The organism is Trichocoleus sp. DQ-A2 (assembly GCF_039961915.1).
Classification (GTDB): Bacteria; Cyanobacteriota; Cyanobacteriia; order Cyanobacteriales; family FACHB-T130; genus FACHB-T130.
The window spans coordinates 1-18,589 of record NZ_JAMPKD010000038.1 but is presented as its reverse complement, the minus strand read 5'-3'; the positions used below and the strand labels follow the sequence as shown (position 1 = coordinate 18,589).

The following is an 18,589-nucleotide window of genomic DNA, read 5'->3' as shown; positions in this document are numbered from 1 at the left end:
CTGTCATTGTCTAAATTTTAGTATAGGCGCTCGCATCGGCTAGATCGTTGTTGGAAAGCTTGCGATCGCACTCACATTTACTCATATGTTATACCGCTCAGCTTGCTCAGTCCGCCTCGCATCCCCTGAATACCGTTAGATAGCAGTGCTGAGTTGTTGACGGATGGGAATCTGAATCACAAACTCGGTTCCCTCACCAGGAGTGGAGAAGCATTCCAATTTACCGCCATGCTTTTCTGTGACAATTTGATAGCTGATGGACATCCCCATCCCCGTTCCTTTCCCAACCGGCTTAGTTGTGAAGAAGGGATTGAATATCCGTTGCTGAATGTCTTTGGGAATACCAACGCCATTATCCGCGATCGCTATTTGCACCCATTGCGAATCAATCACTGAAGTGGAGATAGTGATTTGATCGGGATGGTCTTTTTTCTCCTGATACGTGCAATTGGCTTTGGTTTCTTCGAGTGCATCAATCGCGTTTACCACGATATTCATTAAGACTTGGTTGAGTTGTCCCGGATAACACTCCACAAGGGGCAACTTTCCATAGTCTCTAATCACTGCGATCGCTGGGCGGTCTGGTTTGGGTTTCAGGCGATGTTGCAAGATTAGCAGCGTACTTTCAATTCCTTCATGGATATCTACTTCCTTCATGTCCGCTTCATCCAATCGAGAGAACGTCCTTAACGATTTAACAATTTCTCGAATCCGTTCAGTCCCTAGTTTCATGGATGAGAGCAACTTCAACATATCTTCGTTGAGAAACTCTAAATCCATCTCATCAATTTTGGCTTCAATTGCAGGTGTGGGAAGGGGATATTCTTGCTGGTAAAGCTGCACTAACTCTAGAAGATTCTGAGCATATTCATCGACAAAAGTGACATTGCCATGAATAAAGTTGACCGGATTGTTAATTTCATGGGCTACTCCAGCCACCAATTGTCCCAAACTGGACATTTTTTCGGTCTGGATCACTTGTGCTTGAGTGCGCCGTAAATCAACCAGGGTTTGTGAGAGTTCTGCTGTCCTGACTTCGACTCGATTTTCCAATTCGGCGTTCGTCTGCGCCAGTTCGTTAAAGGAATCTTGTAACTGAGAAGCCATGTGATTGAAGGACTGTGCCACGGCATCTAGTTCTTTGATGTTGGTCGTTTCAACGGTTTGGTCTAACTGTCCAGTCGCGATCGCTTCCGATGCTTGGCTCAACTTTAAGATCGGACGAGTAATCCAGCGTGATGTATAGATTCCTAAAATCGTTGCCGCTGCCAATGCTCCCAGACACAGGAGGATAGTTGTGCGAGTGTTGGCATTAATTTGAGAAGTGAAATCAGATTCCGGCACGGTCACAACCACCAGCCAGTCTAAGCCAAAGCGATCGCGCCAGGGCGTGACCTGAATAAACTGACGCTGCCCGTTGAAAGTCACCTCAAGTTCTTGAGTATTTTGAAAGGTTGTGAAATTCTGGAATTGTTGTTTGAGTTTTTCTGCTACGGTGCGAATCAAGGGATCTGGGCTGTCTAGGGCACTGTGGCGTTTTGTCTCATCCTTGACTTTGTGTACAACGGGTTGAGTGCTGGAACTGCCAATCAGCAAGCCATCCCGTTCCATGATAAAGACTTGTCCGGAAGGGCTAACTTTCAAGTTCCTCAAGAATTCACTCACATTCGTGAGTAGCAAATCTACCATCAGAAGGCTGCGTAGCTTGCCCTTCTGGTCATAAATTGGGTATCTAGCAGGGACTGCAACATAGTAATTAAGACCAATGTCAGAAGTGCCGCTGTGGCTTTTTATTGCCTTACCTGCTTCAGTAATCTGTACCGTGTTCTCAAATGCGTATGTGTAGATACCAGCCCAGGCTGGCTTACCTGCTTTAATGATGTCTTTCACTCCTGGTGGTAAAAAAGGATCGGCCTGATAACTCTGCAAAAGGCTTTTCCGGTTGCCCCGTTGATCGGCGATGTAATCCGATGCCACACCGTTTCCAGGGAGATTTTCAAAAACCAGGAGATTCACGCCATTCACCCAACGCCCAGCACCTGATTCCCCACCATTCGGTAGAGCATAGCCAATGTAGCTGATTGTTTCAAATGCTCTAGCTTGACTCCAGAAATACTGTTCGCTAGCTTTAGGGTCATTCAGATTCAATCGTCCAGAAGCGATCGCATCTGCATTGACTTGGTTTAATTGCTGTGGGAGCGCCAGATATGTATCCAAGTGTTCATCAACCTGTTGACTCGCTTTGTCAATCAGTTGATTGGCTAGGTCATTGACTGCTTTCTGTCCGTTTCTAAATGACAGATAGCCAACTAACCCTACCGCTGCAAATATTTGTAATACAAAGGGAACGATAAGAATCAGACGCAAGGGAAACTGGTGCGTAGACTTAGCAGGACGAGCTGTTTTGATATTCAAGGGGGTCGCTCAGCAGAAGGTTTCAAGGAAGTACACAAAAGTATGGAATCTTACCTTATAGTTCCCGAATCTACTTTAGAAACATCATTTGAGCTTAAGTTTCAGTAGAAAGGCTTAAACGAGAGCGATCGCAGCTTAAGCCTTTGGGAGAATTGCGTGGTTTTGTTGCAGTCTGCGATTAAGCAGCCTCGCTTGCGATCGGTGTAGTTGGGCGATCGCGCTAACCTTCGATGAAATTGAAACTATTTAAACCCATTGCACTGGATCTAGTTGATAGTAGCGTTGCAGTTGGTCATAAAGTGCTGGATGCTGTTTCAGCAATTGGCGGGGCTTTTCAAAAAAAGTCTCTGTTGCTACAGCAAAAAATTCGGCGGGATTCGTTGCGCCATAACTATTCATTACGGTTTTTACGCCTCGTTGAATATCATTGCAGAGTTGTTGATATTCTTCTGTCATCACCTTTGCCCAAAGGTCATAGTCTGAATCTCGCTGCAAAATAGGAACACCCTCAGCTTTACCATCTTCTTGATCTAACTGATGGGCAAATTCATGAAGCACCACGTTATGTCCATCCCGCCAATTGTAGGTGTCTTGCTTCACCTGTTCCCAAGACAGTACCAGTTGATCATTTGTCCACGATTCCCCCAATCTTGCTACACGTCTTTCTTCAACAATATAATTCCCGGTGTAAGCGGTTTCATTAACAAGATATGTGCTAGGGTAAACCAGAATCGAACGAAGTTTAGGAAAGTAGGTTTCTCGCTCGTTGAGTAAGAGTAAGCAGGCGACAGCCGCAATAATCACCTTCATTTCTTCCGTTACCGCTAATCCTCCACAACCAATAAATTGTTTTTCTGCTAAAAACACTTGAATGTGTCCCTGAAGCCGTTTTCGTTCAGCGGGAGAAAGAAAAAGGTAAACAGGAAGATTATTCTCAACAATCGCATTCCATAGAGGTAAAAAAGGGCGCTGTTGCAGGCGGTTCCGTCGCCGTTTAACTAGGACAGGATTGACTAAAATCCCAGTGATAATCAGTCCAACGATCAGAAAAATAATAATTATTTCAACCATTGACTTTTAAGTATTTTATGCTTCCTGATTCACAGATAAGCTTGTGGATGAAATACCTCTAAATTACATTATAGGATTACGCCTTTGTTGCCCGCCTGAAAAACAGAGCGATCGCTCTACTGGTTGAAATGAACCGTGAGAGCGATCGCTGATTTGACTCCTTGCTCATTCAGAAGTTAGCAAATCTCGTCCAGATCGACCCACTTGTCATAGGATGAATCGTAACCAATGTAATGAATAAAGTATTGCTGGCCTTGGATCTTCTCAATCGTTGCAGAATACCAATCTTCTTCTTCATCATCCCAACCTTTTACCTTTTGACCCACCGTATATCCGTTGTCATCGGATGAGCCACTATTGGGAATACGAATGTCATCTTCGTCAATCCACTCATCATGGGATGAACCGTAACCGATGTAATGAACAAAGTATTGGTTATCTTTAATTTTCTGAAGCGTTGCTTGATACCAATCTTCTTCCTCACTATCCCAGACTTCTACTGTTTGACCTACTGCATACTGATAGGTATCTGATATTACAGTTGAGGAAACATCTTGATGGAGCTTTGGCTCCTCTTCCGTAACTTCCTCTTTTACTAAAGTATGGGCCTTTAAAATTAAACTGCGAGCCACACTTTGAACCCCTGTATGCTCGTAGTAATTGGTGGTTTGATCCAAAAAAGCTGCGACAAAGTCTAAGTTATCATCAGCAATCTGGATAAAATTACCCAAACTATTAGAAATAGATTGCGGGGTGACGCCTGTCTTGAATACTAAATTTTGCATCCAGCCTTGCACAGAGTTGAAACCCTGAGTGAGAAAACCAAGTTTATCGGAGGGATTATTCCCTGGTAGAAAGTTCTGGACGGCTAAAAAAACCGGATTTTGAGCTAATACGCCAGCATCAGCGCCACTAATCGCTCCCTGAATCTTGTTGAGAAAGTCAGGACCCAATGGCAGAAGTCCATCTATACAAACTAAAGCCATCATCCGCGTTAGGGATGCATCTTTATAGTTGTTAGCGAGAGAAGTAGCAAATTCTTGTGGATTCGGTTGGGGAATGCCATTCAGTTTACAGAAGGCGATAATTTCGATAGCGATTTTTAGAACAAGGTCAATACTTTGAGTTACGTCTGCTTTGGGAGTGATGTTGCCCAAAAAAGAGAGAAAGCTTATTTTTTCACTAACTTTATTGGCTAAAGCCGCCGCTGCCATCGCTGTATCTGCTTTATCAATTGTTTGATAAAGTTTGATTGCGGTCTGATGGCCTTGTTGAGGATCGTGATATAAAGCAACAGCGCGATCGCGGATTTTTTGAATTACCTTGGCATCAGTTTCTCCAGTAATACTACGGATACTATTATCAAACCCTACTAAGTTATTCCACTGACTTGGCACTACATAATCAAGAGCCTTTAAAACTTTAACCGTGATATTATCAGTTGGTAGTTCATCAACCAACTGAATAATTGATTTTTCCATACGTTGCTTCCTTAAAAACTAAGGTTTTTCTTGAATTGTACTCGATAAAATTTTGAGCCTTGGATTTATTTATATTTCATAACTCTTGTGGATCAATTAACTTTTAGAGGCAGAACAAGCCTATAATTAATAGCTATGAAAGAATATTTATAAAATTATTGTTCAATATTATTGGAAATTGAAACAGATGTTTTGCTAGACCAAATACAGTCTGCGTTTGATGAAAACAAGAGGGCATGGGAAGTGATTATTCCCATGGCCCTTGATGCTGTGTACTTGTTAGGTAAACTCTTTTCGAGCTACTTTTTCTTACAAAGCAATAGCAACGCCCCCGTTAGGACTGTGGTTGTTGACGGCGTTGACGCCATTGCTGGCGCAATTGCTCAAGTTGTTGTTTTTGCTCAGCAGTCAACACTGCTTCCATCTGGCTCTTGCTACTTTGGCGAACCGCTTGGAGTCTTGTTTTCTGGTCTTCAGTCAGGTTTAGATTCGGTCTTTGCCGTTGCTCTTTAGCAAGGCGCATTTGTTCCTTTTGCTCTGCGGTGAAAATAGCATCCATTTGCTGCCGCGTAGACTCTTTAATTTGCTGCATTTGGGCTTTTTGAGCATCAGTCAAATTCAGCTGGTCGTACTTCATTCCTGCACCACCGCCACGACCAGGACCTGCAAAGGCAACGTTGGTGAAAGCGGGAATCATTGGGGAAGCGGCAAGCATCAACGCGATCGCTCCTGGCAAGAAGAACAAAGATTTCATCTTCATAAGTGTGAGAATTCCAGGTTGTTAGTGTGCAGCAACAACGCATTCGATTGTTGTATTACCTTAGACCTGGCAAGGTTAAGGATGGTTCAGTCTTGGTTAAAATTCATCGTGTTCTGCAAAGCCACATATCTCAGATGTATTGCCTACGGCCTTTACTACGCAATGAAATGGGCGGCTAAGAGATTCTCTGAATTGTTCACTCATGAAAAGCGATCGCGTAGCGTACCAAAGGCGATCGCATTTTGTATATACAGCCGAAACCAATGTGCGCGATCGCTATAACTGGGAGAGCAACTTGTCGTAGTCTGTATGTGTACCAATCCAAAACCACACAATACCATTCTCGTTTCTCACGCCGACAGCACGATAACTTTTACTAACACGAGCAGAATAGATAGGAAGGGTGGGATGGACTTGCTTGAAGCGAAGACTAGGATGCCAAGGATCTTGCTTGAACTGCCAATATGCGTCGCGTGCTTGTTGCTGAACCTGTTGAGGAATAGTGGCAAATGCTTTGCGAAACTGAGATGTTGTTCTAGATTTCACAGGGTTTCTGGATCTAACTCTTGGGTTTTGCCTGCCCGATCTTCAGCTAATGCCTCTGCTGCAAGTTTGGCAAGCATATCCTGAGACTGTGAAAACGCTCTATCCCAACAAGCTTCATCTTCAAGCTCTTCAAGGATAAATGCTGCGATTGCATCTTGTTCGGTTTCAGGAAGCTGCATGACTCTTGCGATCGCCTGTTCAAGTAGCTTGGTCATGGTTGTTGCATTGTTGCAGAAAATACTCTGTAATCATTGTACTGTTCTGTTCTAATCCAAGAGCCTGAAACTCACTTATAACCGAACTTGACGAGGCAATGTAATCTTGGTCGTTCCACAGATAACCTAGCGGTAACTTGACACGGTTGCAACTGTGATCGCACTTCTACATACAGCCAAAACCAACCTCCACGAGCGATCGCTTTCTTCATTCCTGCTTGCGATCGCGCTCTTATGGCAGGGTTAGACACACCCTAAATAGCTTCATTGCTCAACTCAGAACTTTCACCGTATGAGGTATTTAATAGCAGCAGTGAGTTCTACGTGACCCTAGCTGCTGCTAGAGTGGCTAGCCGGATTGGTATGGCGATCTTAAACTCTGTACCCTGACCTGGTGCTGAAATGCACTCAAGTTGACCGCCATGTTTCTCGGTAATAATTTGATAGCTAATCGGCAACCCCAAACCTGTACCTTTGCCAATAGGCTTGGTCGTAAAGAATGGATCGAACACCTTATGTTTGACTTCCTCCTTAACTCCCGTTCCGTTGTCACTAATTCGGATACAAACATGACGTTGATCTAACATTTCAGTGCGAATCCGGATTGTGGCACCGTTGTTTTTTTGGCTATTTTCCTCCGAAAGCGAACTATTCAGCATTGACTCCTCTAAGGCATCAATGGCATTAACAATTAAGTTCATAAACACTTGGTTCAGTTGAGCTGGATAACACTCAATTTCAGGCAAAACACTATACTCCTTTATTACCTGAATACCCGTATGCTCTGGATTTGGTTTCAAGCGATGTTGCAGAATCAGAAGAGTACTCTCAATGCCTGCATGGATATCTACGGTTTTCACGCTAGCTTCGTCGAGTCGAGAAAAATTGCGTAAGCCTTGGACAATCTCAAAAATTCTGCGCGTTCCTACTTTTATAGAAGATAAACTTTTCGGCAGATCGGATAGAAGAAATTCGAGATCGATTTCTTGTGCTTTCGCTTGCACTGCTGGCACAGGATTGGGATAGTGTTGCTGATAAACCTGAAGTAAACTCAGGATATCTTGCATATATTTATCAACGTGGACTACATTACCATCCACAAAATTAATCGGGTTGTGAATTTCGTGGGCAATTCCTGCCACAAGCTGACCCAGTGCAGACATTTTTTCATTTTGCACCAACAGCAATTGCGACTGTTGCAGTTGGGTTAGTGCAGTTGATAGCGCTGCTGTTCTCTCCAATACTCGATTCTCTAGTTCTTGGTTGAGGTGATAGAGCTTGAGGTGAATTTTCACACGCGCAAGCACTTCCTCCTGTTGAAAAGGTTTAGTAATGTAATCTACTGCCCCTAGTGTCAATCCTTTCACCTTATCTAAGGTGTCAGAAAGAGCGGTCATAAAGATTACCGGAATTTCTTGAGTAGCTGGCGAGGCTTTGAGACGACGACAAGTTTCAAAGCCATCGATTCCCGGCATCATCACATCTAGCAGGATCAGGTCTGGAGAGACTGATTGCAACCTCTCCAGCGCGCTTTCTCCACTCTTAGCGACTAACACTCGATACCCTGCCTCTTTGAGCAACTCAAACAAGACCTTTGTATTGTTCGGATTGTCATCGACAATCATAATTAGACTGGTTTGATGAGCACTCATAGTTAGAATTACTCAGCTGGTTCAACGTGTTGCTTCACAAATTTAAATATGGCTTCATCATCCATTGCTTGCACAAACTGAAGCAACTGCTGGGCAAAGGGCTGATATTGAACGTTGAGTTGTGCGAGTCGGTGAGCTTCCTGCTCAACGCTGTCGATGTCGCCGATGCGAGCTGCTGCGTACAATGCTTTCAGTTCCTCAAAGGTCGGTGCAATCAGCGCAGACGAAGCAGAGGCTGGAGTGTTCCCCGATCGTTGTGCTTGCGTATGATTCATCTCGTAAATCCAAGTTAAACCCAGATATTGGCGGCATTGTTCAAGCAATTCATTGGATTGTACGGGTTTGGGGAGAAAATCGTTGCAGCCTGCTTGCTGACTTTGCTGGCGATCAAAGTTGAACACGCTAGCAGAAGAGGCAATAATCGCAGTGTTTTGGAATTCCGGGAGCGATCGCACCTTTTGGGTCATCTCCAGCCCACCCAGAACAGGCATCACCAAGTCAGTAATAATCAAGTCAGGCTGCCACTCCACCGCTTTTTCGTAGCCCTCTTGTCCGTTCACCGCTTCCATCAGTTCAAATCCCAATGGTTCCAGCAGGTTGACAATAACAGCACGATTTTCCCAACGGTCATCGACCATCAGGACTTTGCGTTTCTTGCCCTCATAGCCAACGATCAGATTCGCTGCATTACCATTGTTTGACTCTATCCACTCCTTGGATTCTGGCAGTTCTACATCAAACCAAAACTTGCTGCCTTTGCCAGGAAGACTTTCAACCTTGATTTCGCTGCCCATCATCTGGACGATTTGCAGGCTAATCGCCAGTCCCAAGCCAGTTCCTTCTGCCATCCGTTCTTTGTCCCCAACCTGTTCAAACGGCATGAATATCTTCTCGACCTGCTCTGAGGTCATGCCTACGCCAGTGTCTTCGATTTGGAAACGAATCTTGGTGAGGGGTGAGTTTGTCGCAACGGCGGATGGTTGCGCCTCTATAGCAGGAGACTGTGCAATAATGCCAACTTTAAAGGTCACGCCTCCTCGGTCAGTGAATTTAATCGCATTGCCTAGCAGGTTAATCAGCACTTGCCGCAGTCGTTTTTCATCAGCAAAAATGGCATTAGGCAGATGGTTGAGAGCTTCGTAGGTAAAGTGAATTTCCTTCTGTTCGGCTTTGATGCGGCACATTTCCACAATGCTATTTAGGAAGGAGTCAAGGTGGAAATTTTTGGAGAAAAATTCTAGCTTGCGGGCTTCTATTTTGGAGAGATCCAGAATATCGTTAATTAACGTCAGGAGATGGGAGCCGCACTGGTGAATGATGCCGACACCATCTTTTTGTTTGGGGTTTGTCGCTTTATCGCGCAGAAGAATTTGAGCATAGCCCAGAATGCCGTTTAACGGGGTGCGGAGTTCGTGGCTCATGTTTGCCAAAAATTCACTTTTGGCTTTGTTGGCGCTATCAGCAAGTTCTTTGGCTTGTTGCAGTTCAATTGTGCGCTCCTCAACTCGGTATTCCAAGTCTTTGTTGGTTTGTTCGAGTTGCGATTGGGTTTGTTGCAGAGCTTGCAGAATTTGTTCTAGCTGTTGAGTTTTTTGTTTTAATGCTTCTTCTGCCAGCTTGCGGGCTGTATTGTCTCTAGTAAAGCAGCGCGTGTGAATAAACTGACCTTTCTCATCTCGATAGACGCTGGAATCAATCAGGACGTGCTTGATCGATCCGTCCTTGCACACCATTTTGGCTTCGTAATTATGGAGGGTTTCGTTTGCAGTCAACCGACAGAGGATGTCGTTGATGATATCTTCATCAGCATGGAACTCGGCGATGTGTTGACCGATATAGTCTTCAGGAGAGTAGCCCAGAGATTGCAACTCAGATTTATTTGCCCACAAAATTGTGCCATCCGAGCCAACCCAATGCAGGCAGATTGCACCATTTTCAACAAAATCAGTCAGTTTTTCGTATTGATGGCGGAGTTGTTCTTCAGAAAGTGGTTGCATGGCTATATCATCCCTCAACTGCTTAGGAGCTAGTTCTAGGGTTCCCTAAAACTTGACTGAATTTATGATTATGAAATCTTCTTCGCTCCTTATCAGGTGTGTACCACTAATGGTAGAGCTACTTGATCATCTGCATGAAAGTGAGCGATCGCACTTCGCACTTACAGCTAGAACTAATCTGAGCGATCGCTCTGTTGAGTCATGAAGTGCGATCGCTTCTCACTTCCACACCACAGGATCACCAGTGAAGTAAAATTGTCTTCCATCCGCCATCTGTAACCCCCTTCACCCCATGCTTTGCGACTACCTGGTACAAATCCTGACGGCTCGTGTCTATGATGTCGCCCAAGAAACGCCCCTAGAATACGCCCCAAATCTCTCCGCACGGCTGAATAATAAACTCCTGCTCAAACGGGAGGATATGCAATCAGTCTTTTCCTTCAAGTTGCGGGGTGCTTACAACAAGATGGCGCACCTGTCGCCGGATATGCTGGCGCAGGGTGTCATTGCTGCATCCGCAGGGAACCATGCCCAAGGAGTCGCCCTGGCTGCGCGTCAGCTAGGAACGCGATCGCTTATCGTCATGCCAGTCACCACGCCGCAAGTGAAGGTGGATGCCGTCAAAGCGCGAGGGGGAGAAGTTGTATTGCATGGAGATACTTACGACGATGCTTATGCTTTTGCCCGTCAGATGGAAGCCGAAAAAGGCTTAACCTTTATTCACCCCTTTGACGATCCGCACGTAATTGCCGGACAGGGGACAATTGGGATGGAAATTCTGCGGCAATGTCAGCAACCCATTCATGCTATTTTTGTGGCGATTGGCGGTGGTGGATTAATCGCTGGTATTGCGGCGTATGTAAAACGGTTGCGTCCCGATATTAAGATTATTGGCGTTGAACCCGTTGATGCCGATGCGATGTCTCAATCCCTGAAAGCCGGGAAACGAGTGCGCTTGTCGAATGTGGGGTTATTTGCCGATGGGGTTGCAGTGCGGGAAGTGGGGGAAGAAACCTTCCGGCTGTGTCAAGAGTACGTCGATGAAATCATTCTGGTGGGTACAGATGACACTTGTGCTGCAATTAAAGACGTGTTTGAGGATACGCGATCGATTTTAGAACCCGCGGGTGCATTAGCGATCGCAGGTGCGAAAGCCTACGCCGAACGGGAGCAAATCGAAGGACAAACGCTAGTTGCCGTTGCTTGCGGTGCTAACATGAACTTCGATCGCCTCCGCTTTGTCGCAGAACGAGCTGAGTTTGGCGAACGCCGCGAAGCTATTTATGCCGTTACAATTCCCGAACAACCGGGCAGTCTCCGCAAGTTTTGCGAATGTCTTGGCAGACGCAATCTTACTGAGTTTAGCTATCGCATTGCCGATGAAAAAGAAGCCCAGATTTTTGTCGGCGTGCAAATTCAAAACCGTGCCGATGCTGCAAAGATGGCAGAAAGTTTTGAAGCTTGCGGGTTCAAAACCCTTGATTTAACCGATGACGAACTGACCAAATTGCACTTACGTCACATGGTTGGCGGACGTTCTCTCCTTGCTTGCGATGAATTGCTTTATCGCTTCGAGTTTCCCGAACGTCCCGGCGCATTAATGAAGTTCGTCGGTTCTATGAGTCCCAACTGGAATATTAGTATGTTCCACTATCGCAACAATGGCGCAGACTACGGGCGAATTGTCGTAGGGATGCAAGTCCCTCCCCGCGAGATGGAAGAGTGGCAGGCATTCCTCGATACCCTCGGTTATCGCTATTGGGATGAAAGCAAGAATCCCGCCTACAAACTGTTTTTGGGACAAGAAAATTGTATCCCGCTCTCGCCCTATCGCTAATACAAAACAGGGCTTACGCACCAACCCGTTACAGTTGCATCTTTGTTTACTTTTCGGCTTCTGCGTAAGTCCTGTATATCTCAAACCAAGTTTGAATTAACTCTAGAGTACTCCAGGAACTATTGAAGCTTAAATCCTTTAGCTGCTAATTGCTTGCGGAGACTTTGAATAATTACAGAATCAAGGGTATTTTTGCTACTACTAGCACTAACCTGGCGCTGTTTTTCAACATATTCGCTACGTTTTTGATATAAGTCGCGGATCGTTTTTTGAATTGTCTCTCTTTCGGCCTTCTTCGCTGATACATATTCTTGCTTTTTAGCTAAAGTCATCCCTTGCATAGCTTTCGGCAAAGCATTATTCGGTAATTTCTCAAGGCTAACGATTCTCTTATCGAGAGCATCAATCAAATCCCAAGAAGCATTGTTGTAATAGGCAGAAGCTTTGGAGTTACCGCGCATAGCCAAATTCATGCCGGAGTTACTATCTTCAATCGTCTGACGCTGTTGTCCAACTTCTCCTTCTGCACCATAGGGAATGTAAGTTTGATTGAGCTTATCATTCCAAGTAGCAATTTGCTCATCGTAAGGAGATTTAATAAATTCAGTTTTTTCGTCTTGATTAATATTGAAGTGGCTACCTTGTGCTAAATCAGCTCCTGAAGCCCAAAGTTGTCGCTCCCGATCTTCTGATAAACCACAGTAGATAGTATTCACTAAAGTATTTCCCTTAGCAGCGAGATCGACTGCTTCACGCCAAACGATCGGGCCTTGATCGAATGATTCATTACCCGCAATAAAAATAACCCGAAAATCTTCTTTATCTTTACTCCAGTTTAATTCTTTTACGGCTGAGCGGATTACCCAGCCAGCATATTCTTGACCGCCGTTGGTCTGAATACTAAATAGCTTTTCTGAAACTAAATCTAATTCTGGAGTAAATCCAGTTAAAAGTCTGACAAAACCTTCTTCTGAGGGTAAATTATCATTTCCATAATGGTATAAAGCAACTTCTAATTCTGGGACTTCGCCATCTTTGGTTACTTTAGTTAAAGAGTTGACAATTTGCCAAAGTTGGGTACGAGTTTGGTCTATGAGTCCATCCATACTATTACTAGAATCTAAAAGGATGGCGATCTGAATCTTAGCTTTAGCAAATGCTTTGGTGGGAAAACATAGAATGCTTAAGGTTAGGGCTGTAGCGAATAAAATCCGAGTTATTTTCTGCATAGATTTTTTAATTGCTGGATAAAGGAGTATTTTCTGCTAATTTCAGCTAAATTTAGCTTATTGATATCTCCGTTGCCAAAAATGTAACAACAAGTACAGGCAAAATCCAGCGATCAAACCTTTCTGAAAGTTAAAGCGCTGAGTAGCGATTAGGGACTTCAACCACAAGCAACGTCAACCGTTATTGGACATCACGACCAAAGGCAAGAATGGCTGCTCGGATCTTAAAACGAACAGCCATTATGCTCCTGTGAGATGAGGGTTACAGACAAAGACGATTGCGGAACGGTTGGGGTGCAAGAGACAAACGTCAGTGTCTTGGGAAATTTACATTAAGCCTTTCCCAAAAAATGCTTTCTGACCCAGATGGGGATAACTCGCGCCTCGTCGAGCGCTTCGACGAACTCTTGGGCGATCGCGCGATCCGAGGCAAGATTCTGACCGGAGATCAGCTCTCTGTCCTGCACAACAAAGCTTTGGTCGCTCGAACCATGCTCAACCCGACCGCCAGCGCTGGCTAGCGCATCGGCGACGTAGAACGGCACCTGACCGTCGAGTATCTCCCGTTCAATCGGATACTCTTCTTCGTTCGAGAAGCTGGTCATGCGGTAGCCAGCATATTGCCAACCCGCAGCCGCCGCCTTCGCCGCCTCTCGATCGCCATCTACGAGAGCCTTCCGGTAGGCGGTGGCGTTCGGCAAAGCGGCTAGCGTTGCAACTGAGCCGTGGCACAAGAAGGCGCTTGGCTTCGACGTTTTATGGAAGTAGCGCAGTATCTGTCCGAGGTCGGGATCTTGCATTAAGTCATTCATCGGTGCATAACCACCGGGAACGTAGACACCGATGTAGCGATCCAATCCCTCTGACAAAACCGCTTTTAATGTCTTCGGGTTCTGCATACTGGGGTAGCTGTCAAGGAATGCGATCGCGTGTTGTAGCGCTTCGGGATCGTTGTCGAAGCGGGAGTCCTTGGCATGAGCAAGAATGACGGGTTTTTTGCCATCGGGTGTGGCAATGACCACCTCGTAGCCAGCTTCAATGAACTGCTGGACTGGCACGGTAAGGTCTTCTAGGGAGTACCCTGTGGGAACGACGCGATAATTTTTCAGTTGCAGTGTGTTCGTGCTAGAAGCCACCAGTAGCACGCGACCTAGGCTTTTTGCCGAGGAGGGTTGCTCCGGTAGGCTGGTGAGAGCTTTTGAGAACAGAGAGGTCATCATATTCTTTGTGGAGTTCATGGATATTTCCTTCATCAATGGGTTTGTCGAGTGCTGCACAGGTTGAAATCTAGAACCCCTATCCTGCTTGCGCGGGAAGTTACACAGGGGTTAGCACAGTGCAATTGGGGTTGAGATGATGGGGTAATAACCTTGACACAGCAAAATTGAGTTTTCATGTTCTCAAGAACATCGCTTACCGTATGGGCTTAGTCGCTGATGTTCCAGAGATTCGTTTGCGATCTGCGATAATGTCGTTCATCCAGCCAAATCGTCAATTCTTGCCTGTCGTCAAAGCGGATAGTGCGATCGCTTGCCGGATCGCAAACTCGCCAGTATTTGTTGCCAGCGCGATCGCTTTTTTGCTGGATTCGCGGTTCGCTAGCGGGTGTGTACCAGTCATTGACAAAAGCCTGCCACATCCCCTGTAGCTTTAAGCTGACTAACTTACTCACTTGGAGAGAGAGTTGTTCAAGCTGGTTGTAATTCCGTTTTTGTTGGAAGGTTCGCATAACTGAGACCGATTAACTTCAATAATTTCATCTTAGATTGTTTGTTTAACGAACAAACTAACTTATGATAGTTTGTCATTACAACAAACAACAGGGCCGATAGTTTCTTATGAAGACAAATGCCAACCAGAAAAAACTCACGACTGATGCCAGCCTGCTCAAGCAAATCAACTTCGCTCGGATTCTCAGTTTGCTACGCTATCACCCGCGCCTCAGCCGCGCCGAGATTGCACGAAGAACGGGCTTAACTCGTTCAACCGTCACCGTAATTACGGCAGAACTGATTGCAACTGGACTCCTGCGAGAAGGAAAGGAAACTGCATCTGGAAAAGAAGGGGGGCGTCCTGGGGTGGAGTTAGAACTCGATCCAGAGGGAGCCTTTTTTATCGGAGTTGCCCTTGGGGATGAAAATATCCGCGTCATTGAACTCAACCTGGCAGCACAAGTGACTCGTCGAGTAGAAGCATCCATGACCGCAGACACCGATCCAGCAACCGTTACCAGGCAATTAGTCGAGTTGATTCAACAAGTCTGGCAGGCAAATCCAGACGGCGAAGCGAAATATCGGGGAATTGGCATCACGGTTCCAGGCTCCTTAAATCGGGAAGGAATTATCCTTCGTGCCCCTAGATTGCATTGGCAGAATGTGGACTTGCGACCTTATTTAAATCCCTATCTGGATGTGCCGTTGTTTATCGAGAATGATGCGAATGCAGGTGCGCTTGTCGAGACGTATTTGAGTGGCTCGATGCTCAGCCATAGCTTGCTCTACCTGTTTCTGGGTGTCGGGGTGGGGGCGGGAATGGTACTGAATAATCGTTTGTTACGGGGGGCGGGAGGCACTGCGAGCGAAGTTCGCGAACTGATGATTGACCCGCATAGTTCTCAGACATCCGTAGGGGGGCGTGCAGGGACGCTAGAAGCTTTATGCAGCAAGGTTGGGCTATTGAGTGCCTATCATCAACAAAGTGGAGAGACGATCGACCTGAATACGCTACTGTCTCGGTTGGAACAAGCGGATGCGATCGCGCAAGCGGTTGTGAAACAGTGGGGAATGTATCTGAGTTGGGGTGTACGAGGGTTAGTGGGTGTACTCAACCCGGAACGGATTGTCTTTGGAGGATCGCTGGCGGTGCTGGTGCCCTACGTGCAAGAGCAATTGGATGAGATGTTGCAAAATTGTCTGCCCGATAGAAGCGGATATGGCTTTGACAGTGCAGCTCGATTCCGGTTAGAGATTTCCCAATTTGGAGAAGATTCGGCGGCGATTGGTGGTGCAGTACTGGTTTATGAATCATTATTTCAGATGCCGGATCTGCTGCTGCTGCACTAATTATTCTGGATGAAGCTGCTAGCCAAGCCATTCTCGATCGCCTAAATGGGGTGAAACAGTCCTTATTTGCAAGCCTTGTTTAATAGTGGCTTGTGTCTTAGCAATTTGCGATCGCGCTTCCACCTCCTACCCCCTATACTGACGAGCAGAAAGATTGCAAGATTGGGTAAATACAAGGATAAGAAAAATTTTATGGAACCGAATGCAGAAGCGGATTCACTCAAACGAGTGTTTGGATTGCCGACGCTGGTGATTTATGGGGTTGGTGATATTCTCGGTGCCGGAATATATGCAGTGGTTGGAAAAATTGCCGGACTTTCCGGCTCTTTGGTTTGGGTTTCTTTCCTGGTATCTATGACTGTTGCCGCTCTCACTGCATTAAGTTATGCAGAACTCGGTAATCGAGTTCCCCAAAGCGGCGGAGTCGCTAGTTTCATCCACAGAGCATTTCGCCGGGATTGGCTCTCAATCTTGGTAGGCTGGTTGATGTTTTGTACCTGTCTTGTTTCGATGGCGACGCTCTCAAAAGCGTTTGCAGGCTATCTCAATGCTTTTGCTCCAGCGATTCCAGATTGGTTGATTATCCTGGCGCTATTTGCGGGTCTTGCATTTGTCAATTTTAGGGGAATGCAGGAGTCCTCAGCCTTAAATATTTTTTGCACGTCTCTTGAAGTTTCAGGTCTTCTGATTGTTATCTTTGTCGCCACCGTTTTCCTCATCGGGAACCCAGCAGGCGCAGCGAATCCGGTTCCCATTCCCGTCCCCAACGCATCACCGATTGGTTGGATAGCCGTCGTTCAGGGAGCAGCACTCGCCTTCTACGCCTTCATTGGGTTTGAGGATATTGTCAATGTTTCCGAAGAAGTGAAAGATCCCCAGCGCAATGTTCCCAGAGCAATTCTGCTTTCCCTGGGGATTGCCGGTATCATTTATGTTCTCGTTTCCTGGCTTGCCGTTCAGGTAATCAGTTCGGCGGAACTTGCCGCCTCGAAAGCTCCTCTTCTCGAAGTCGTTCAGAGATCGCAGCCAAATTTTCCAGCAGTCATCTTTTCACTGATTGCGCTGTTCGCCGTTCTCAATACTGCTTTGCTGAATTTTGTCACGGCATCGCGGCTGCTTTACGGAATGTCGCGGGAAGGACTGCTTCCAGCTTGGTTAGGAAAATTACATCCACGCCGCGCAACTCCTTACCGAACGCTGGTTGTCATTCTCCCGCTCGTGATTTTTCTCGCGCTTTCAGGTACACTTCAATTCCTAGCCGGAACAACTGCAACCTTGATTCTGGCAATGTTCTCTCTCGTCAACCTCTCACTGCTAGTCATTAAACGGCAAGAACCCCGAACCACTGGGTTTCAGGTTCCTGCTGCGATTCCGGCTTTAGCACTAATTTCCAACTTAGTTCTGATTGCCTTTGCCTCTCGTGAAAGTCACATTTTGGCGTTAGTGTTTACAGGTTTAGGCATTCTCATCATTTTAATTCGCAATGCTCTTAGCAGGCGATTGCCCAGCGCTTAACTTTATCTGCGATACAGCTTGATGAATCGACCTCTTGCAAATTAAACAGGATGAGGCGGAGTGGGAATGCTCATAGTTGTACAGAGCAGCAATCAGATGGCAACGTAACCCAAAGCGGCGTTTGAAGTGTTGACAACAGAAGGTTTGCGCTATTTTATAGTTCATCCACAGAACACTTAAGAATTCAGACGTCCTGATTTTTCTGATTTTCAGAGAACTTCGCAATAGTGCTAACGCCTAATTTGCAAGAGGTCTATTGGTTGGTAAGAATGCGATCGCTTCTGGAGTTTCCTAGCTCAACCGATGTGGAGTCTGAACGCTAGAAGGCCCCCCAACGCCACCAAACCAAGCGCCCGGCGGAAGTAGTTGACCCCCTCAAACAACTCCAGCCATGCCCAGGTGAATAACGCGCCGAACCCTACTAAATCAACTCCTGCCTGAAGATTGCCGCTAGGCAGAACAAGTTGAAGTAGGGTCGCTGCCAACCCAACCAAAAGCGGTAGATTGGGTGGCTGGGCAATGACAATCTTGCCAGAGCTGTCTCGAAAGGTACGATCGAACAATGTGGTTTCTTGTGCCTTAAGCTCTTCTGAATCGCGGTTCAATTGGGACGACATCTGCTCAGCCTTAATACTACTTAACCCAAATGTTAGGGCTGGAGCGCCTACTTGGTGTCTAACTCAAGTTGGAGATTACCTAGGGCGTGTCATCAATTAGGTCTGCAACGGGCTTAAAATCGATAACTGGATTCTATTAAGTCACACAACAGGAGTGCTATCATGACACGTCGCTATGCCTTACGGGATGAC

16 protein-coding genes are annotated in these 18,589 nt (G+C 46.0%); 3 read left to right on the top strand and 13 right to left on the bottom strand.

Going from position 1 to position 18,589, the window contains the following annotated elements:
- Positions 1–135: 135 nt before the first annotated feature.
- From NC997_RS25535 to NC997_RS25495, 9 genes are all read right to left on the bottom strand, one after another.
- Positions 136–2,409: an ATP-binding protein gene (locus NC997_RS25535; protein ID WP_190526004.1), complete on the bottom strand. Its 2,274-nt coding sequence runs from the start codon at positions 2,407–2,409 to the stop codon at positions 136–138.
- A 252-nt stretch (positions 2,410–2,661) separates the two neighbouring features.
- Positions 2,662–3,486, bottom strand: a complete 825-nt coding sequence (locus NC997_RS25530) for a M90 family metallopeptidase (protein WP_190525957.1) — start codon at positions 3,484–3,486, stop codon at positions 2,662–2,664.
- 176 nt (positions 3,487–3,662) lie between these two features.
- A complete protein-coding gene (locus tag NC997_RS25525; protein ID WP_190525955.1) occupies positions 3,663–4,967 on the bottom strand; it encodes an agenet domain-containing protein in 1,305 nt (434 codons plus the stop codon).
- A 334-nt stretch (positions 4,968–5,301) separates the two neighbouring features.
- Positions 5,302–5,721: a Spy/CpxP family protein refolding chaperone gene (locus NC997_RS25520; RefSeq protein ID WP_348257834.1), complete on the bottom strand. Its 420-nt coding sequence runs from the start codon at positions 5,719–5,721 to the stop codon at positions 5,302–5,304.
- 282 nt (positions 5,722–6,003) lie between these two features.
- On the bottom strand, positions 6,004–6,273 hold the full coding sequence (locus NC997_RS25515) for a hypothetical protein (protein WP_190525950.1): 270 nt from the start codon (positions 6,271–6,273) through the stop codon (positions 6,004–6,006).
- Positions 6,270–6,488 (bottom strand): hypothetical protein, encoded by a 219-nt coding sequence (locus NC997_RS25510; RefSeq protein WP_190412440.1) that lies wholly within the window; start codon positions 6,486–6,488, stop codon positions 6,270–6,272. The genes NC997_RS25515 and NC997_RS25510 overlap by 4 nt, the downstream gene beginning before the upstream one ends.
- A 71-nt stretch (positions 6,489–6,559) precedes the next feature.
- On the bottom strand, positions 6,560–6,739 hold the full coding sequence (locus tag NC997_RS25505; RefSeq protein WP_190525949.1) for a hypothetical protein: 180 nt from the start codon (positions 6,737–6,739) through the stop codon (positions 6,560–6,562).
- 69 nt (positions 6,740–6,808) lie between these two features.
- Positions 6,809–8,140, bottom strand: coding sequence for a response regulator (locus NC997_RS25500; RefSeq protein WP_190525947.1), 1,332 nt, complete (start codon positions 8,138–8,140; stop codon positions 6,809–6,811).
- 8 nt (positions 8,141–8,148) lie between these two features.
- Positions 8,149–10,137 carry a PAS domain-containing hybrid sensor histidine kinase/response regulator gene (locus NC997_RS25495; protein ID WP_242030510.1) on the bottom strand — a complete coding sequence of 663 codons (1,989 nt, stop codon included), beginning with the start codon at positions 10,135–10,137 and terminating at the stop codon, positions 8,149–8,151.
- A gap of 292 nt (positions 10,138–10,429) precedes the next feature.
- Here NC997_RS25495 and ilvA point away from each other — a divergent pair, with 292 nt between their 5' ends.
- A complete protein-coding gene (gene ilvA / locus NC997_RS25490; RefSeq protein WP_190525945.1) occupies positions 10,430–11,974 on the top strand; it encodes a threonine ammonia-lyase, biosynthetic in 1,545 nt (514 codons plus the stop codon).
- Positions 11,975–12,093: 119 nt separating this feature from the next.
- Here ilvA and NC997_RS25485 read toward each other — a convergent pair whose 3' ends face one another.
- From NC997_RS25485 to NC997_RS25475, 3 genes are all read right to left on the bottom strand, one after another.
- The gene (locus NC997_RS25485; RefSeq protein WP_190525943.1) at positions 12,094–13,203 is read right to left on the bottom strand and encodes a vWA domain-containing protein; all 1,110 of its coding nucleotides are present in this window, start codon (positions 13,201–13,203) and stop codon (positions 12,094–12,096) included.
- Positions 13,204–13,535: 332 nt separating this feature from the next.
- Complete coding sequence (locus NC997_RS25480) at positions 13,536–14,441, bottom strand: type 1 glutamine amidotransferase domain-containing protein (protein WP_199306104.1); 906 nt, start codon at positions 14,439–14,441, stop codon at positions 13,536–13,538.
- Between the two features lie 188 nt (positions 14,442–14,629).
- The gene (locus tag NC997_RS25475) at positions 14,630–14,932 is read right to left on the bottom strand and encodes a hypothetical protein (protein WP_190525941.1); all 303 of its coding nucleotides are present in this window, start codon (positions 14,930–14,932) and stop codon (positions 14,630–14,632) included.
- 109 nt (positions 14,933–15,041) lie between these two features.
- Here NC997_RS25475 and NC997_RS25470 point away from each other — a divergent pair, with 109 nt between their 5' ends.
- Both NC997_RS25470 and NC997_RS25465 read left to right on the top strand, forming a co-directional pair.
- Complete coding sequence (locus NC997_RS25470) at positions 15,042–16,265, top strand: ROK family transcriptional regulator (protein WP_190525939.1); 1,224 nt, start codon at positions 15,042–15,044, stop codon at positions 16,263–16,265.
- A gap of 192 nt (positions 16,266–16,457) precedes the next feature.
- Complete coding sequence (locus NC997_RS25465; protein WP_190525937.1) at positions 16,458–17,780, top strand: amino acid permease; 1,323 nt, start codon at positions 16,458–16,460, stop codon at positions 17,778–17,780.
- A 296-nt stretch (positions 17,781–18,076) separates the two neighbouring features.
- On the opposite strand, the gene NC997_RS25460 is transcribed toward NC997_RS25465, so the two are convergent.
- Positions 18,077–18,397, bottom strand: coding sequence for a hypothetical protein (locus NC997_RS25460; RefSeq protein WP_190525936.1), 321 nt, complete (start codon positions 18,395–18,397; stop codon positions 18,077–18,079).
- Positions 18,398–18,589: the final 192 nt, after the last annotated feature.

What these genes read in the sequence shown, in the direction of transcription:
- NC997_RS25530 (WP_190525957.1), bottom strand. Translation starts at nt 3,486, where the DNA reads ATGGTTGAAATAATTATTATTTTTCTGATCGTTGGACTGATTATCACT.
- NC997_RS25525 (WP_190525955.1), bottom strand. Translation starts at nt 4,967, where the DNA reads ATGGAAAAATCAATTATTCAGTTGGTTGATGAACTACCAACTGATAAT.
- NC997_RS25520 (WP_348257834.1), bottom strand. Translation starts at nt 5,721, where the DNA reads ATGAAATCTTTGTTCTTCTTGCCAGGAGCGATCGCGTTGATGCTTGCC.
- NC997_RS25510 (WP_190412440.1), bottom strand. Translation starts at nt 6,488, where the DNA reads ATGACCAAGCTACTTGAACAGGCGATCGCAAGAGTCATGCAGCTTCCT.
- NC997_RS25500 (WP_190525947.1), bottom strand. Translation starts at nt 8,140, where the DNA reads ATGAGTGCTCATCAAACCAGTCTAATTATGATTGTCGATGACAATCCG.
- NC997_RS25495 (WP_242030510.1), bottom strand. Translation starts at nt 10,137, where the DNA reads ATGCAACCACTTTCTGAAGAACAACTCCGCCATCAATACGAAAAACTG.
- ilvA (WP_190525945.1), top strand. Translation starts at nt 10,430, where the DNA reads ATGCTTTGCGACTACCTGGTACAAATCCTGACGGCTCGTGTCTATGAT.
- NC997_RS25485 (WP_190525943.1), bottom strand. Translation starts at nt 13,203, where the DNA reads ATGCAGAAAATAACTCGGATTTTATTCGCTACAGCCCTAACCTTAAGC.
- NC997_RS25480 (WP_199306104.1), bottom strand. Translation starts at nt 14,441, where the DNA reads ATGAACTCCACAAAGAATATGATGACCTCTCTGTTCTCAAAAGCTCTC.
- NC997_RS25475 (WP_190525941.1), bottom strand. Translation starts at nt 14,932, where the DNA reads ATGCGAACCTTCCAACAAAAACGGAATTACAACCAGCTTGAACAACTC.
- NC997_RS25470 (WP_190525939.1), top strand. Translation starts at nt 15,042, where the DNA reads ATGAAGACAAATGCCAACCAGAAAAAACTCACGACTGATGCCAGCCTG.
- NC997_RS25465 (WP_190525937.1), top strand. Translation starts at nt 16,458, where the DNA reads ATGGAACCGAATGCAGAAGCGGATTCACTCAAACGAGTGTTTGGATTG.
- NC997_RS25460 (WP_190525936.1), bottom strand. Translation starts at nt 18,397, where the DNA reads ATGTCGTCCCAATTGAACCGCGATTCAGAAGAGCTTAAGGCACAAGAA.